The sequence below is a fragment of the Actinomadura sp. 9N407 genome, assembly GCF_044326315.1.
In the GTDB taxonomy this organism is placed as follows: domain Bacteria; phylum Actinomycetota; class Actinomycetes; order Streptosporangiales; family Streptosporangiaceae; genus Spirillospora.
The window spans coordinates 40,117-55,147 of the sequence record NZ_JBIRAW010000016.1 but is presented as its reverse complement, the minus strand read 5'-3'; the positions used below and the strand labels follow the sequence as shown (position 1 = coordinate 55,147).

The window sequence follows — 15,031 nt, the reverse complement described above, 5'->3', positions numbered from 1 at the left end:
ACGGAGAGGAGCAGGTGATGCCGTACCAGACGCTCAAGGGCGGCCGCGTTCCGATCCGGATGTGGACCGACCCCGCCACCGTCGAGGACGTGGCGCTCGAACAGCTGCGCAACGTCTCGGCCCTTCCCTGGATCGAGGGCCTCGCGGTGATGCCCGACGTCCACTACGGCAAGGGCGCCACCGTCGGCTCGGTCATCGCGATGCGCGGCGCGGTGTCCCCGGCCGCCGTCGGCGTCGACATCGGCTGCGGGATGACCGCGGTCAAGTCGACCCTCACGGTCGAGGACATGCCCGACGACCTCGGGCTGCTGCGCGGCCGCCTGGAGAAGGCGATCCCGGTCGGCCGGCACGCCCACAAGCAGCCGGTGGACCCCGACGCGCTGCCCGGACTCAAGGAACGCGGCTGGTACGCGTTCTGGAAGCGGTTCGACGACCTGCACCCCGCCGTGCGCGGGCGGTTCGGACGCGCCCGCGGCCAGCTCGGCACCCTCGGCTCGGGCAACCACTTCATCGAGGTGTGCGCCGACGACGGCGGCGCCATCTGGGTCGTGCTGCACTCCGGCTCGCGCAACATCGGCAAGGAACTCGCCGAGCACCACGTCGAGGCGGCCCGCAAGCTCCCGCACAACCAGGACCTGCCGGACGACGACCTCTCGGTCTTCCTGACCGGCACCGCGAAGATGGACGAGTACCGCCACGACCTCTTCTGGGCACAGGAGTACGCGCGGCGCAACCGCGCCGTCATGCTCGCGCTGGCACAGAACGTGCTGACGCGGTACTTCGGCGACAAGCGCTGCCGGTGGGACGAGCTGATCTCCTGCCACCACAACTACGTGGCCGAGGAGACCTACGACGGCGTCGACCTGCTCGTCACCCGCAAGGGCGCGATCCGCGCCGGCACCGGCGACCTGGGCATCATCCCGGGCTCGATGGCGACCGGTACGTACATCGTCCGCGGCCTGGGCAACGACAAGGCCTTCAACTCCGCCTCGCACGGCGCCGGCCGCAGGATGAGCCGCAACAAGGCCCGCAAGGCGTTCACCCTGGAGGACCTGGAGGAGCAGACCAGGGGCGTCGAGTGCCGCAAGGACGGCGGCGTCCTGGACGAGATCCCGGGTGCCTACAAGGACCTGGAGTCGGTCATGGCCGCCCAGTCCGACCTCGTCGAGGTCGAAGCCCACCTCAGGCAGCTCATCTGCGTCAAGGGCTAGCAGAACGGCCCGATCCACACCGTGGATCGGGCCGTTCCTCATTGCCAGGGCCAGCCGGAGTCCCTCGATGCCTCCAGCAGCGGGATCGCCCGGAACGCCTGGTCGGTCAGGCCGCCGAAGGTGTGCCGGTCGCGCTCGCCGGACGGGCCGTGCCCGTACCGGTAGCCGGCCAGATTCCAGGTGTAGACCGGCACGCCGGCCGGCACCTGGGCGGTCGGGTCGGCGCCGCGGTGACCGGCCCACGCCTGCTCGTCGGTGACGATCACCACGCGGTCGTGGCGGCGGTAGTTCGCGCGGACCGCCTCGGCGGTGTCGGTGCCGCCCATCGAGGTGAACCGCTCCAGCACCTTCAGCAGCGACTCGCCGCCGCGGATCCTGACGCGCCGGTGACCCGTACCGAACTCGACCAGGTCGGCCGAGGCCGCGCGGATCGCCAGGGCGGTACCGAAGATCGCCGCGCTGTCCGCACGGTTCAGGTCCGACTTCTCCGAGGCCCTGCCGAACATGGAGCCGGACCGGTCGACCAGGACCAGCGTGCGGCCGGCCAGCTCGGGCACGTTGGCCAGCGAATGGTTCAGTGCCCGCTCCAGCGCATACGACCAGCGCAGCGACGGCGCCGCGTTGTAGGCGGCCAGGAACCGGAACGGGAACATGCGGCTCTTCGCGATGACCGCGGGGTCGGCGATCCTGGCCGCGACCCGCTCGGCCACGGCGTCGCTCACGCCCGCCTGGTCGAAGTTCCGCAGGTTCCGGACGAGGGCGAAGATCCCCATGCTCGGGATGACCGCCTCCCAGGCCGCGGCGTCCAGGGGACCCTGCAGCCACCCGGCGAGCGCCTCCCACGTCATCGCCGCGCCGACCAGCGCGTCCGGCGCCCGCAGCACCTCCCTGCGGTCGCCCACCGGGAGGTTCATGAGGTCCCGCCGCGCGGTCAGCGTCCGCAGGGACGCGGGGACGTCGTCGCCCCGTCCGTGCCGCCGGTCCAGCGCGTGCCGGAACAGGTCGCCCTGCCACGGCCGGTCCGCCGCGGGGGAGGGGTGCACGAGGTCGATCACGTCGCCGAACCGCCACGCCGCGCCGGCCGAGTCGTACTTCAGCAGCGACCGCTCGCTGTAGAGGCGCTGGACCGCGTCGGCCACGCCGCGCTTGATCGGCTTGGGGATCGCGCGCCCGTAGGTGGCGGTCCAGTACGCCAGGGCCTCGCCCGGCTCGTCGGCGCGCCGCAGGACGCTCGCCACCAGTTGCCGGTTGCCGCCCTGCTCGCCTGCGGCCAGCCGCGCCCGTACGGCCTCCAGCGCCGCCACGACCGGAGCCGACCGCATGTTCGCCTCGCCGCGCAGCCAGGGCAGGAACCCGGCCATCCAGGCGTGGTCCTGTACCGCGACAGCGTGGACGAGGTCGCGGAAGCGGGCGTCGCGGTCGCCGGCCTTCTCGTAGAAGGTGTCCTCACCGACCATGTTCGCCACCGCGAGAAGGAAGAGCTCGCTCTTGGCGTCGCGCGCGTACCCGGGGGCGCCCTCGTACGTACGGCCCGCCGGGGATGCCACGGTCTTGACGGGACTGGAAACGGCCGTACGGACGGCGCTGCGGTTGAACTTGGCCATGGGGGGCTCCTTTCCTTATAAGGGAAGGAGCGCTCGCGGTGGTGCCCGAGTTCTGGAGTCGGCGACGGTTCGACACGTCCATTGCTCTGCCGTTTGAGCTACACCGCCCAAGGCGGTGGTGGGACTCGAACCCACAACCTATGGATTAACAAGGAAGTATCCGTTGCCTGCGCACCGGGCACCCGCGAGAAAGGTGCTCCCTCCCGAGATCGAGGCGGTGTACGGAGCAGCCCCTGCCTGCCGGGGCCACAGGCCCTCGTGGGCCTGCGCGGAGTCGAACCTGGAAGTATCCGTTCACCTGCGCACCGGGAGGTGCGTATTCAGTTGTCGGCGGATGGGGCCGTCTGCAGAGAGAGCGCCCGAGATCAAAGTCGGCTGAGGTGTGCTAGTGACCTGGGCCGCTGGTCGACGCCGGCCGGAGCCGGCGGCGGGATTCGAACCCGCGTCTCTCCTTGGAAAGAGGAAGTAACCCCTGCCTTCGCACCGGGCGCGCTTTCTGAAGTTGTGACCCTCTCGAGAACATAGGAGAGCACGGCGGCGCCGGCGGGCACAACTGAATTCATTCCGGAGTGACGAGGTCACCCGCGGCGCTGGAAAATCGGTTGCGGCGGACGGTTAAGGTGTTGATCTATGAGCAGTAAGCGTGCGCGGCAGCGACCCGGCAATGCCCGGGCCACCGCCGACGGCTTGAAGCTGCACCGCCGCACGGTGCGGCTGGACGGCCGGGAGCACACGGTCATCGGGCTGCGGCCGGGGACCGACGCGCGGTTCAGCACCAACGAGTTCCACCGGACGTGGCACGTACTGTCGGACGGGCACGGGGCGCGCCTGCTGGCCCGGCTGCTGTGGGGGCTGTCCTACCAGTCGCGGCCGGGAACGCTGCTGGTGATCGACCGGCCGTTCCTGACCCCGACGCCGTTCGACGGCGACCCCGCCGACCCGATCGTGATCGTGCCGTCCTGGCACACGCCGTTCACCACCCATACCGCCCGTGCCCTGTCCCGGGCTCTGCCCCTGCGCGGCGCGTCGGACGGAACCGTACGGTGGCGCACGCACGGCCTGGACACCGCTCTGGAAGACCCGCGCCGGTGGCTGAGCGACACCGTCCCCCCATGGCGGCCCGACCGGGGACGGGTCGAACGCCGGAACGGGCTGATCGGCCTCCAGCCGGCCGATGCGCAGGAGATGCGCGTGTGGGCCGTGCAGGCCGGCTGGCTGGACCCGTCCGGCCGGCACGGGACGGACTACGCCACCCTGGGGCCTTGGCGGCACGGGTACACGGGGGAGATCCAGGTCTTCCGCGACTTCCGGCGAGATGTCGCGGTGGCCAGGCGGGCGCGGGCGGACGTCCTGTCCTGTACGGACGAGACGGCCGCGGAAGACCTGCGCCCCCTGATCTGGGACAGGGCCGGCGCCATCAAGCGCGGGCGGGACGTTCCTCCAGAGGGCCGCCAGACGGAACTCCTCGCCGAGCCGTGACCGTTTTCCACTGCGCGCGCTGCGGTGCCGCCTTGACCGGCCCGGTACGCCGCGTGCCGCTGCCCGACGAGCGATGGATCGAGCCACCTCACTGGAGCCGCCCTCGCGGGGTGCAGCTCATGGGCCCGGGCGTCTATGCCGTCGACCCCGAGCCGTTCGGAAGGCAGGCCGTCCGCAGCACGTACCTGCTGGCGCCGGGGGAGGTGCGGGCGCGCCTCATTCCGGACAAGTGCGAGATCGGCTGTCTGGGGGTCACCGGATATCGCGGGCCCAACACGGCCTGCGTCACGTGCGGAGCCGAGATCGGTTCACGGTCCGACGACTGTACCGAGTGGCAGCAGATCCGGCTTTACCCCGATGCCGTCCGCGCCGAGCGGACCGGCGACCGCGTACCGGAACGCGACGTGGAAGAGGTCCTGGGACGCGCCCCGAACGAGGACGATGGTACGGCGGACTGGTTGTGGTTCGCGCGGCTGGCGATCGGCGCGGCCGGAGTGCTGGCGCGTTCGGGAGGACTGCCCATCCGGTTCGGCGAGCGGGCCATGCCGGTACATGACTTCCTGTCGGGAGCCCTGAAGGGCGGGACCTCAGAGAAGGCGCTGCGGCCTGCGGAGGGCGCCGCATTCGCCTTCTGCGACCTCGTGACCACCGGGCTTGACGGTCCAGAGGGCGCCTCCCGGCTCATCGGCCTCGTTCGGCAGGGGAGCGAACCGCCTGCGGGGTGTGAAGCGGTGCCGCTGAACCGGTCCGTGTGGGCCTATCTGGCGGACGACCCGTCCCGTACGGCACGTACCCACTGGCGCCCGGGCCTGGCGGCGATCGCTCACCGCGACGAGCCCGTCCACCGCGCGTCCGCCGCCGAGTTCGTCGCCCAGGGCCGGTTCCCCGGCCGCCTGGACCTGCGTGACGTGCTGGCCGGACGGCCCGAGCGCGGCGAGCCGTGGCTCGCCGCGCTCCTGGAAGAGGTGGGCGGCCGGGCCTACTTGTGAACCTGGCGCCTACTTGTGAACGCGGAGCAGCACGGGCCAGGTGTCGGGGCCCACGATCCCGTCGTCGTCGACACCGCCCCACCGCTGGACGGCGCGGACCGCGCTCTCGGTCGTCGCGTCGAACGTCCCGTCGATATCGACCTCGGGATGGCTGCGCGCCTGGAGCAGGCCCTGCAGGGACTGCACATGCTCGCCGGTGGAGCCGTTGCGCAGGGTGGGGAGCTTGTTCACCATCGTCTCCATCCAGTCGGAGGTGCCGCCGTAGGCGGGGCGCCCGTACCCGGCGATCGCCGAGGAGGCGCGCACGCGGCGCTTGACCGCGTCACCGGTGTTGCCCTCGATCGTCTGCAGCCGCCCGCCGCCGAGCACCACCTCGGCCACGCCGACATGGTCGATCGCGCCGACGGAGTTGGAGTTGCCCCAGTCGAAGAACACGATGTCGCCCGCCCTGGCGCGGTCGACGTTGGCGGTGGTGCCGGTGGACCAGCGGTCGATCTTCTGGAAGTCCTGTGCGTGCCAGATCGTGTACGCTCTGTCGCCGCCCGGCAGCACCGCCTTGGCGTTGCCTGAGCGGCGTGCCCAGTAGGTGACGGCCATGTCGCACCATGGGGCACGCAGGAACTCGCTGCCATGCCGGGAGGCGTAGTCGCGGGTCATGACGTTGGGACGGCCCGAGACTCCCAGGGTCTTGCGGGCCTCGGCGAGTATCTGGGCGGCGGTGCCGGACGCCGCCGCGCGAAAGACGCCGTCGTCGTCGGGCTCCCCGTACAGCTCGCGCAGGATCTGTTCCTCGTCGGCCTCGGTGGCGCGGTGGACGTCGGGGTGGACGTCCACGCGGTCCATCCGCGCGGCCTCGTCGGTCCGGTCGGGCTCGCTCATCGTTCCTCCGGTGCTTGCGCCGGGTACGGGGATGTCCACGTTTCGCGGCAGGCAAACAAATACGGACGAATCCGCAGGAAGAGGGTGTCGTGCCGGAGGCCGGGCCTAGCCGAGCACGCGGTCGATGAAGGCGGTGACGTCGGCGAGGATCTCGTCGCGGTTGGTCTCGTTGAAGACCTCGTGGCGGGCGTCGGGGTAGACGCGCTCGGTGAGGTCGCCGCCGCGGATCGCGTCGATGCCGGTACGGGTGCCGTCCAGCGGCACGAGCCGGTCGTCGGAGCCGTGCACCCAGAACGTGGGCAGCGCGCCCAGGGAGCCGTGGGCGCTGATCCGGTCGACGCCGTCCTGGAGGGCCTGGACGGTGGGCCGCTTGAACGGGCCGTGCCAGACCAGCGGGTCGGCGGTGTAGGCCTTGCCGACCTCGGGGTCGCGGGACAGGGTCTCGGTGTCGATGGGGATGTCGGGGATCTCGTCCAGCGACAGCAGCGCGGTGAGGGCGTCCCAGCGGCCCAGGACGGGGCCGGACAGCACGAGCGCGGCCAGCTCCTCGCCGTGGAGCTGGGCGTGGCGGGCGGCGATGAGCCCGCCCATGGAGTGCCCGATGAGGACGACCGGGAGGTCCGGGAAGTCCCCGCGGGCGGCCTGGACGACCGTGTGGAGGTCGGCGACGACGTCCTCGACGTTCTCGATCAGGACGCGCTCGCCGCCGGACCTGCCGTGCCCGATGTGGTCGGGGCCGCAGACGACGGCGCCGTGCCGCAGCAGGGTGTCGGCGACGTGCCCGTAGCGGCCGAGGTGCTCGCCGTAGCCGTGGGCCAGGACGGCGATGTAGCGCGGATCGGGGCGTGCCCAGATCCGGGCGGTGATCGCGCCGCGCGTCCCGGCGAACTCCCACTCGCGTGCCGTGCCCACGGCGCCTCCCGATTCCGATGATCGTCCTGGCAGGTACGGTCTCCTGTGTGGAGGTGAATCGTCAACCTCCGAATAGGCTGGGCCATTCGAGGGAACCGGACGATCCGGACCTGACCGTTCCCGCTTCAGGAAGGGGCACCCGTGCTGGTCGACAGCTTCGGCCGTACCGCCACTGATCTACGGGTCTCCTTGACGGACCGCTGCAACCTCCGCTGCACGTACTGCATGCCGCCCGAGGGGCTGGACTGGCTGCCCAAGCCCGAGCTGCTCACCGACGACGAGGTCGTCCGGCTCGTCCGGCTCGGCGTGGAGCGGCTGGGGATCACCGAGGTCCGCTACACCGGCGGCGAGCCGCTGCTGCGGCGGGGGATCGCCGACATCGTGCGGCGGACCGCCAGGCTGGCCCCCCGCCCGCAGATCTCGCTCACCACCAACGGCATCGGGCTCGAGCGGCTCGCCGGGGCGCTGGCCGAGTCCGGCCTCGACCGGGTCAACGTCTCCCTGGACTCTCTCGACCGCGAGGTCTTCAAGACCCTGGCGCACCGCGACCGGCTGGCGGACGTGCTGGCCGGGCTGGCGGCGGCCAGGGACGCCGGGCTGGTCCCGGTCAAGGTCAACGCGGTGCTGATGCGCGGGATCAACGAGGCCGAGGCCGTCCCGCTGCTGCGCTACTGCCTGGAGCAGGGCTACCACCTGCGGTTCATTGAGCAGATGCCGCTGGACGCCCAGCACGGCTGGAGCCGGGACGGCATGATCACCGCCGACGAGATCCTCGGCCTGCTGGGCGCGGCGTTCACGCTGGAGCCCGACGAGCCCGCCGACCGGGGCAGCGCGCCCGCCGAGACGTTCCTGGTGGACGGCGGACCGGCCCGGGTCGGGGTGATCGGCTCGGTGACGCGGCCGTTCTGCGGGGCCTGCGACCGGGTGCGGCTGACCGCCGACGGGCAGGTGCGCAACTGCCTGTTCGCGACGGAGGAGTCCAACCTGCGGGACGCGATGCGGGCGGGCGCCTCCGACGACGAGCTGGCCGACCGGTGGCGCGCGGCGGTGCACGCCAAGCGCGCCGGGCACGGCATCGACGATCCGAGCTTCCTGCAGCCGGCCCGGCCGATGTCGGCGATCGGCGGCTGACCCCGTGCCGGGGGGCCGGTACGACGCGGTCCTGCTCGCGGGCGGGCGCGCGCGGCGGCTCGGCGGTGCCGACAAGCCGGGCGCCGAGGTCGGTGGCCGGCCGCTGATCGGCTGGGTGGGCGGCGCCGTCGCGGACGCGGAGCGCCTGGTGGTCGTGGGGCCGCCACGGGCCGTTCTGCCGCGCGCGATCGTGGTCCGGGAGGACCCGCCCGGCTCCGGCCCCGTTCCCGCGCTGCGGGCGGGCCTGGCGGAGGTACGGGCGCCGTGGACGGTCCTGCTGGCCGCCGACCTGCCGTTCCTACGACCCGATCATGTGGCGGCGCTGCTGGACGCGGCGGGCACGGGCGGGGCGGTGCTGGTCGACCAGGACGGCAGGGAGCAGTGGCTGGCGGGCTGCTGGCCGACGGCGGCACTCCGCGAGGCCCTCGCCGCCTATGGGGGAGCGTCCCTGCGCGGGCTGCTCGGCCCGCTCGGCCCGGTCCCCGTCGCGCTGCCCGCGGGGGAGCGCCCGCCCTGGTACGACTGCGACACCCCGGACGCCCTGCTGCACGCCGACCGGCTTGCCGTTCCGTACGATCCGTGATGATCGAAGGGGAGGGACCTCGTGCTGGAGGAATGGATCGATGCGGTCTGCCTGGAGCTGGGCCTGGACCGCGCCGACGTCGACAAGGACCTGGTGCTCGACCTGGCCCGCGACGTCGCCCACGGGGTGGCGCGGCCCGGTGCCCCGCTGACCGCGTTCCTGCTGGGCCTGGCGGTGGCAGGGGGCGCGCCCGCCCGTGACGCCGCCGCGCGGATCACCGAGCTGGCCGAGGGCTGGGCCGCCCGCGAGGGCGAAGCCTAGACGACCGGCTTCAGGGCGCGTCGCGGTCGGCGATCGGGACGACGTCGCGCAGGAAGTCGCGCCGGTTCAGGAACGTCGACAGGCTCTCGCGGTGCGCGTCGCAGGCGAGCCAGATCTTTCGCCGGTCCGGGGTGTGGATCTTGGGGTTGTTCCAGCGGAGCGCCCAGACGGCGTCGTCCCCGCAGTCCTTGGCCGAGCACAGCAGCTCTTCGGGCTCGCCGGGTCGTTCGCGGTCGTCGGGCTGTTCGGGCCGGGGTTCGTCGCTCACCCGCCCACCCTGGCACACCGGGTTTGGCACGCTCCCGCCGGGACATGATCGGCTCCATGGGCACCGCGGATCCGGCCGGCCGGCACCGCTGGCAGGCGCTGGCGGTCTGCCTGGTCGCGGCGTTCATGACGCTGCTGGACGTGAGCATCGTCAACGTCGCGCTGCCCGCGATCAAGTCGGGGCTGGACGCCTCCGAGGCGCAGCTGCAGTGGATCCTGTCGGGGTACGCGCTGACGTTCGGGCTGGTCCTGGTGCCGGCGGGGCGGCTCGGGGACGCGCGCAGCCGCCGCGCGGTCTTCATGACGGGGCTGGCGCTGTTCGTGGGGTCCAGCGCGCTGGCGGGCCTGGCGCCCGGGATGGGCTGGCTGGTGTTCGCCCGGCTGCTGCAGGGCATCGCGGGCGGGGTGCTCAACCCGCAGGTGGCCGGGCTGATCCAGCAGCTGTTCCGGGGCGCCGAGCGGGGCCGCGCGTTCGGCGCGCTGGGCGCGGTCATCGGGATCGCGACCGCCGTGGGGCCGCTGCTGGGCGGCGCGCTGATCGCGCTGGCCGGTCCCGACCACGGCTGGCGCTGGATCTTCCTGGTCAACGTCCCGGTCGGCCTGGTCGCGCTGGTGCTGGCCAGGCGGCTGCTGCCCGCGCCGGTCCGCGGCGAACGGCAGGGCCTGGACCCGGTCGGCGTCGTGCTGCTCGGCGTCGGCGTGCTCGCGGTCATGCTGCCGTTCCTGCAGGAACGCGAATGGCACGGTCCCGCCAAGTGGCTGCTGCTCCCGGCCGGTGCGCTGGTGCTGGCGGCGTTCGTCGCGTGGGAGCGGCGGCATCGCTCCCCGCTGGCCGATCTCGGCCTGTTCACGATGCGCTCGTACGCGCTCGGGGCGGGGATCGCGCTGCTCTACTTCGCCGGGTTCACCGCGATCTTCTTCATCTTCACCCTCTACCTGCAGAACGGGCTGGGCTACAGCGCGCTCGGGGCCGGGCTCGCGATCACGCCGTTCGCGCTCGGCTCCGGGGCGGCGTCCACGGTCGGCGGGCGGGTGGTGGCGCGGTACGGCCGCCCGCTGGTCGCCGCGGGCCTGGGGCTGGTCCTGGCCGGGCTGGTCGCGGCCTGGATCGCGGTGGAGGTGCATCCGGGGCCCGGGGTCGCCTGGGTGACGGCCGTGCCGCTGCTGGTCGCGGGGGTCGGCAGCGGCCTGGTCATCGCGCCCAACCAGACGATCACGCTGTCGGAGGTCCCGCCCGCGCAGGGCGGCAGCGCCGCCGGGATGCTGCAGACCGGCCAGCGGGTCGGTACCGCCGCCGGGATAGCGGCGGTCGGCGCGATGTTCTTCGCGACCATCGCCGGTACGGGCGGCGACTGGGCGGCGGGCTTCCGGCACGGGCTGCTGGTCATCCTGGGCCTGGTGTTCGCCGCCCTGCTCACGGCCCTGGCCGACCTCGTCCTCGGACGGCGCGGCGCGTCGCGCGTACCGCCGTCCACGTCGCCAGAGCGCCGGCACTCGCGGCCGCGCCGAGGATGAGGTTCTGCCGCCGGATCCGTCCCGGGATCCGCGCGTACGGGACGGTCGTGAACGAGACCAGCTCGTACCGCGACACGTAGCGCCCGGCCAGCCGGCGTTCCAGCGCGTGCTGCGCGGCCTGCTTCAGCCGGTAGGCGGGCGAGGACACCCGGTCGCGCATCTCGACGAAGTTGTCCAGCGCCATCTCGGCGATGACGTCGGTGTTGGGCTTGCGCCGGTCCTGGTAGAGCGCCAGCGCCCGGTCCCAGCGGCCGCCCGTCTCGTCCAGGCACCGGTCGATCTCGATGCAGTCCTCGAACGCGCAGTTGGCGCCCTGGCCGAAGAACGGCACGATGGCGTGCGCCGCGTCGCCGACCAGCGCGACCAGCGCGCCGCCCGCGTCCCGTACCCAGGGAAGGGTGCGGACCGTCACCAGCGAGCCCACCGGATTGCGCGCGAAGTCGCCGGTCAGGTCCGGCATCAGCCCGGCCACGTCGGGATAGTGCGCCTCGAAGTGGGCGCGGACCTTCTCGGGGGTACCGAGCGCGGTGAAGTCGTCCTTCGGCCAGAACAGCGTGCACGTGAACGAGCGGTCCAGGTTCGGCAGCGCGATCATCATCAGGGTGCCGCGCGGCCAGATGTGCAGCGCGTCCGGGTCGAGCGCGAAGTCCCCGCCGGCCGTCGGCGGGACGGTCAGCTCCTTGTAGCCGTGCTCCAGGAAGTCCTGATCGCAGGCGATGCCGTCCAGGGAGCCGCGCAGGGCGCTGTACGCGCCGTCGCAGGCGAGCACGACATCGGCGGGATCACCGGGCTCCCCGTCGATCAGGAGCCGCCCGCCCGCCACGCCCGTGACCCGCCGCCCGAAGCGCAGCGTCACTCCCGGAGTGGACTCGGCGGCGTCCAGCAGCGACGCGTTGAGCTCGGAACGGCTGATCGAGTTGATCGCGCGCTCGCGGTCGGCGCTGTACGGCTGGAAGTTGGGCGCGCCGCCCGCCGGGTGCACCATCCGGCCGTGCATGGGCAGCGCCCGCCCGATGGCCTGCTTCTTCAGGCCGACCTGCTCCAGCGCCGCCAGCCCGCGCGCGGAGACCGCCAGGTTGATCGAACGGCCCCGCTCGGCACCGGCGACCCTCGGGTCGGGGCGCCGCTCGTAAACCGTCACCTCGATGCCGCGCCGCCCCAGCAGCGTGGCGAGCAGGCAGCCGGCCAGCCCCGCCCCGGCGATCGCGACCCGCTCACTCATGGACGACCGTCTCCTCGATCTGCGACCGGACCTCCCACAGGTCCGGGAACGCGGGCGCGAACAGCGTGCGGCGCAGGTAGTCGGCCCCGGCCGAGCCGCCCGTCCCGAGCTTGGCGCCGATCGTCCGCTCGACCATCTTCAGGTGCCGGTAGCGCCATTCCTGCACGCCCTCGTCCACGTCCACCAGGGCCTCGCAGACCTCGGCGGCGGGCCTGCTCTCGTCGGAGTAGACCTCTCGCAGCACCCGCTGCACGGCCTCGTCGGGCTGCCAGGGCGTGGCGGGGTCGCGTTCCAGGATCGCCGCCGGGATCGCGTAGTCGTGGACGTCCAGGTAGCGCAGCAGCGACTCGAACAGCGACCGGCGGCTCACGGCGTCCTGCAGCCGGGCGTCGTCGCGCAGGTCCGAGGCCGGGAACGAGCGGCGCCCCAGCACCGCCTCCAGCTCCCGGAACTGGGCCGACTGGAAGCCGCTGGAGGTCCCCAGCGCGTCCCGGAACGTGGCGAACTGCCGGGGCGTCATCGTCTCCAGGATGTCCAGCTGCCCGACCACCGTCTTGAGGATCTTGGCGATCCGCCGGCCGGTGTGCAGGGCCCCGGCGCTGCCGCCCTCCTCCAGCCGCCGCTGCAGCAGCGCGGCCTCGTGCAGGATCTGCTTGAACCACAGCTCGTACACCTGATGGATGACGATGAACAGCAGCTCGTCATGGGCCTCCGTACGCCTGTCCTGGCAGTCCAGCAGCCGCTCAAGCCGCAGGTAGCCCCCGTACGTGAGTTCTTCGCCGTCCCCGCTCATCAACGCTCCCAGCCCGGCCGCCGGGACGCCGGCACCACGGTGTGCCGGACCGCTCATCCCCGGCCGGTGACCAACGTATATACCCAGCGAAGCCGGACGATCTAGTGCGGCCGCCGGTGGGACGCGCCGGTCATCCGGTGGGCAGGGCGTCGACCAGGAGGGTCTGCAGGCCGCGCCCCACGCTGCCGGAGGCGTCGAAGAGCGTGGCCTCGGCCAGCGCGCTGCCCTGCGGACCGGCGTTGATGCTGGCCCGCATGAACAGCCACTCGCCCACGGGGTCGCGGTGCAGGGCGACGGTCAGGTCGGTGTTGATGACCAGCCATTTGGTGAAGTCGATCTGGGCGCCGACGCCGGACATGCTGTCGGCCAGGGTCAGCGTGCGCACCAGCGGCGAGTCCGCCTCGCCGGCGACCAGCGGGACGCGGGCGCGCGCCCAGGTCCCGCCCGGGCCCGGCACGCCGAACGATCCCTCGGCGAAGCGCCATTCCATCGCCGACAGGTAGCCGCCCAGGTTGCCTCCGCTCCAGCCCTTGATCGGCGCGCTGCGCGGGGGCAGTGGGGGAGCGGGCGGCGTGTGGTCGGTCTGCTCGAGATGCGCGGGCGCGGCGGCGATCCGCCAGGCGGTGGCCCGGACGACCGGCCGGCCCTCGTGCGTCATCTCGCCTTCCAGCAGGCCGATCCGCTTGCCTGGCCGTACGGTGCGGACCGAGACCTCCAGGGTCGCGATCGGGACCGGCTGGAGGATCTCGACCGTCACCCGGGCGACCCGCGTGCCGGGGACCGGGTCGTGGTGCTCGAACGCGCGTCCCATCAGCGCCGAGACGGGCCCGGCGTGCTGGAGCCCGGGCGACCAGGGGCCCGCGGTGGCGGGCGTGCTGGCGTAGCGGCCGCCGCCGAGCGGCTCGTAGAAGGACGCGGAGGGCGGCGTCGGCCCCGTTTCGGTCATGGTGATCTCCCCTTGGTACGAAGGATCAGGATAACGTTTCACCGAATGTCGTTCGGGTGCATGGTTCGGGTGCATGCGGGCGCCTGCTGGTGGAGGGAACCGAGGAGGGCGTCGATGACCGGGATCGTCAGGGAGTTCGTGGGGCTGCCGTCGCCGCTGATCGGCCGCGCGGGCGCGGGCGGCCATCCCTGCCAGGGCGTCTACCACCGGCCGGAGGGGGCGCCGCCGAAGACGGCGTTCATCGCCGCGCACTACAACGTGGACTTCTCCGAGCACTACCTGGCCTCGTACCTGGCCGAGCGCGGCTACGGCTTCCTCGGCTGGAACACCCGCTTCCGGGGGAACGAGGCGTACTTCCTGCTCGACCACGCGCTCGCCGAGATCGGTGTCGGCGTCCGCTGGCTGCGCGAGCACGCCGGGGTCGAACGGGTGGTGCTGCTCGGCAACTCCGGCGGCGGCTCGCTGATGGCGGCGTACCAGTCGCAGGCCGTCGAGCCCAACGTCACGCCCGTCGCCGGGATGCGTCCCGTGGAGGCGATCGAGGACCTGCCGGCGGGGGATCTGTTCATCGCCCTGGCCGCCCATTCCGGCCGTCCCGAGGTGCTGACGGCCTGGATGGACCCCTCGGTCACCGACGAGAGCGACGCCCTGTCGGTGGATCCGGGGCTCGACCCGTTCGACCCCGAGAACGGGCCGCCGTACGGCGCCGCGTTCCAGGAGCGCTACCGCGCCGCCCAGCGGGCCCGCAACGAGCGCATCACCGACTGGGCCATCGCGGAACTGGCCGCACTGAAGGGCACCCGCGCGCGGGACCGGCTGTTCAGCCTGCACCGCACATGGGCGGACCTGCGGATGATCGACCCGTCGATCGAGCCGTCCGACCGCCGTCCCAACTGGTGCTACCAGGGCGAACCGGTCAAGGCCAACTACGGGGTCTTCGGCATCGGGTCGCTGTGCACGCTGCGAAGCTGGCTGTCGATGTGGAGCCTGCGCACCTCGCAGTGCGCGGCCGCGCCGCATCTGGCGCGCATCACCGCACCGTCGCTGGTCGTGCACGCCACGGCCGACGAGTGCGTGTACGACAGTGACGCCAGGGGCGTGTACGGGGCGCTGGCGGCGGGCGACAAGCGGCTGGAGTTCGTCAAGGACGAGCACTACCTGCGCGACTCCCGGCCGCAGGTCGCCGACCTCATCGACGCCTGGGTCCGCGAGCGCTGAGGCCCTACCAGGGGACGCTGA

Annotated in this window: 15 protein-coding genes and 1 tRNA gene; 8 read left to right on the top strand and 8 right to left on the bottom strand. The window is 72.6% G+C overall.

The window, feature by feature from the left end; all coding sequences use genetic code 11:
- The first annotated feature begins 17 nt into the window (after positions 1-17).
- The gene (locus ACH34Q_RS24780; protein WP_395985435.1) at positions 18-1,211 is read left to right on the top strand and encodes an RtcB family protein; all 1,194 of its coding nucleotides are present in this window, start codon (positions 18-20) and stop codon (positions 1,209-1,211) included.
- A gap of 38 nt (positions 1,212-1,249) precedes the next feature.
- On the opposite strand, the gene ACH34Q_RS24775 is transcribed toward ACH34Q_RS24780, so the two are convergent.
- Both ACH34Q_RS24775 and ACH34Q_RS24770 read right to left on the bottom strand, forming a co-directional pair.
- On the bottom strand, positions 1,250-2,815 hold the full coding sequence (locus ACH34Q_RS24775) for a TROVE domain-containing protein (protein WP_395985434.1): 1,566 nt from the start codon (positions 2,813-2,815) through the stop codon (positions 1,250-1,252).
- 419 nt (positions 2,816-3,234) lie between these two features.
- Positions 3,235-3,304: transfer RNA gene (locus tag ACH34Q_RS24770), tRNA-OTHER, on the bottom strand.
- Positions 3,305-3,445: 141 nt separating this feature from the next.
- Between ACH34Q_RS24770 and ACH34Q_RS24765 the strand changes: the two genes are divergently transcribed.
- Positions 3,446-4,294, top strand: a complete 849-nt coding sequence (locus ACH34Q_RS24765) for a hypothetical protein (RefSeq protein WP_395985433.1) — start codon at positions 3,446-3,448, stop codon at positions 4,292-4,294.
- Positions 4,291-5,283: a hypothetical protein gene (locus tag ACH34Q_RS24760; RefSeq protein WP_395985432.1), complete on the top strand. Its 993-nt coding sequence runs from the start codon at positions 4,291-4,293 to the stop codon at positions 5,281-5,283. Before ACH34Q_RS24765 ends, ACH34Q_RS24760 begins: the two co-directional genes overlap by 4 nt.
- 9 nt (positions 5,284-5,292) lie before the next feature.
- On the opposite strand, the gene ACH34Q_RS24755 is transcribed toward ACH34Q_RS24760, so the two are convergent.
- Positions 5,293-6,162: a peptidoglycan-binding protein gene (locus ACH34Q_RS24755; protein WP_395985431.1), complete on the bottom strand. Its 870-nt coding sequence runs from the start codon at positions 6,160-6,162 to the stop codon at positions 5,293-5,295.
- Positions 6,163-6,267: 105 nt separating this feature from the next.
- The gene (locus ACH34Q_RS24750) at positions 6,268-7,074 is read right to left on the bottom strand and encodes a lysophospholipase (protein WP_395985430.1); all 807 of its coding nucleotides are present in this window, start codon (positions 7,072-7,074) and stop codon (positions 6,268-6,270) included.
- A gap of 141 nt (positions 7,075-7,215) precedes the next feature.
- Here ACH34Q_RS24750 and moaA point away from each other — a divergent pair, with 141 nt between their 5' ends.
- Genes moaA through ACH34Q_RS24735 form a run of 3 tightly spaced genes read left to right on the top strand, consistent with a single transcriptional unit; the run spans position 7,216 to position 9,049 of the window.
- Complete coding sequence (gene moaA / locus ACH34Q_RS24745; protein WP_395985429.1) at positions 7,216-8,205, top strand: GTP 3',8-cyclase MoaA; 990 nt, start codon at positions 7,216-7,218, stop codon at positions 8,203-8,205.
- A 4-nt stretch (positions 8,206-8,209) separates the two neighbouring features.
- The gene (locus ACH34Q_RS24740; protein WP_395985428.1) at positions 8,210-8,788 is read left to right on the top strand and encodes a molybdenum cofactor guanylyltransferase; all 579 of its coding nucleotides are present in this window, start codon (positions 8,210-8,212) and stop codon (positions 8,786-8,788) included.
- 21 nt (positions 8,789-8,809) lie between these two features.
- Positions 8,810-9,049 carry a DUF6457 domain-containing protein gene (locus tag ACH34Q_RS24735; protein WP_395985427.1) on the top strand — a complete coding sequence of 80 codons (240 nt, stop codon included), beginning with the start codon at positions 8,810-8,812 and terminating at the stop codon, positions 9,047-9,049.
- A 10-nt stretch (positions 9,050-9,059) separates the two neighbouring features.
- On the opposite strand, the gene ACH34Q_RS24730 is transcribed toward ACH34Q_RS24735, so the two are convergent.
- On the bottom strand, positions 9,060-9,317 hold the full coding sequence (locus ACH34Q_RS24730) for a hypothetical protein (protein WP_395985426.1): 258 nt from the start codon (positions 9,315-9,317) through the stop codon (positions 9,060-9,062).
- A 56-nt stretch (positions 9,318-9,373) separates the two neighbouring features.
- On the opposite strand from ACH34Q_RS24730, the gene ACH34Q_RS24725 reads away from it, so the two are divergent.
- Positions 9,374-10,831 carry an MFS transporter gene (locus tag ACH34Q_RS24725; RefSeq protein WP_395985425.1) on the top strand — a complete coding sequence of 486 codons (1,458 nt, stop codon included), beginning with the start codon at positions 9,374-9,376 and terminating at the stop codon, positions 10,829-10,831.
- Here the strand turns inward: ACH34Q_RS24725 and ACH34Q_RS24720 are convergent.
- The 3 genes from ACH34Q_RS24720 to ACH34Q_RS24710 all read right to left on the bottom strand — a co-directional run bounded on the left by ACH34Q_RS24720 (position 10,731) and on the right by ACH34Q_RS24710 (position 13,792).
- The gene (locus ACH34Q_RS24720; protein WP_395985424.1) at positions 10,731-12,053 is read right to left on the bottom strand and encodes an FAD-dependent oxidoreductase; all 1,323 of its coding nucleotides are present in this window, start codon (positions 12,051-12,053) and stop codon (positions 10,731-10,733) included. The two genes, ACH34Q_RS24725 and ACH34Q_RS24720, sit on opposite strands and share 101 nt — an antisense overlap.
- Positions 12,046-12,846 carry a tryptophan 2,3-dioxygenase gene (locus ACH34Q_RS24715; protein ID WP_395985423.1) on the bottom strand — a complete coding sequence of 267 codons (801 nt, stop codon included), beginning with the start codon at positions 12,844-12,846 and terminating at the stop codon, positions 12,046-12,048. Before ACH34Q_RS24715 ends, ACH34Q_RS24720 begins: the two co-directional genes overlap by 8 nt.
- Before the next feature lie 130 nt (positions 12,847-12,976).
- Positions 12,977-13,792, bottom strand: a complete 816-nt coding sequence (locus ACH34Q_RS24710) for a thioesterase family protein (RefSeq protein ID WP_395985422.1) — start codon at positions 13,790-13,792, stop codon at positions 12,977-12,979.
- A 114-nt stretch (positions 13,793-13,906) separates the two neighbouring features.
- Here ACH34Q_RS24710 and ACH34Q_RS24705 point away from each other — a divergent pair, with 114 nt between their 5' ends.
- Positions 13,907-15,010 (top strand): alpha/beta hydrolase, encoded by a 1,104-nt coding sequence (locus tag ACH34Q_RS24705; RefSeq protein ID WP_395985421.1) that lies wholly within the window; start codon positions 13,907-13,909, stop codon positions 15,008-15,010.
- The last annotated feature ends 21 nt before the right edge of the window (positions 15,011-15,031 follow it).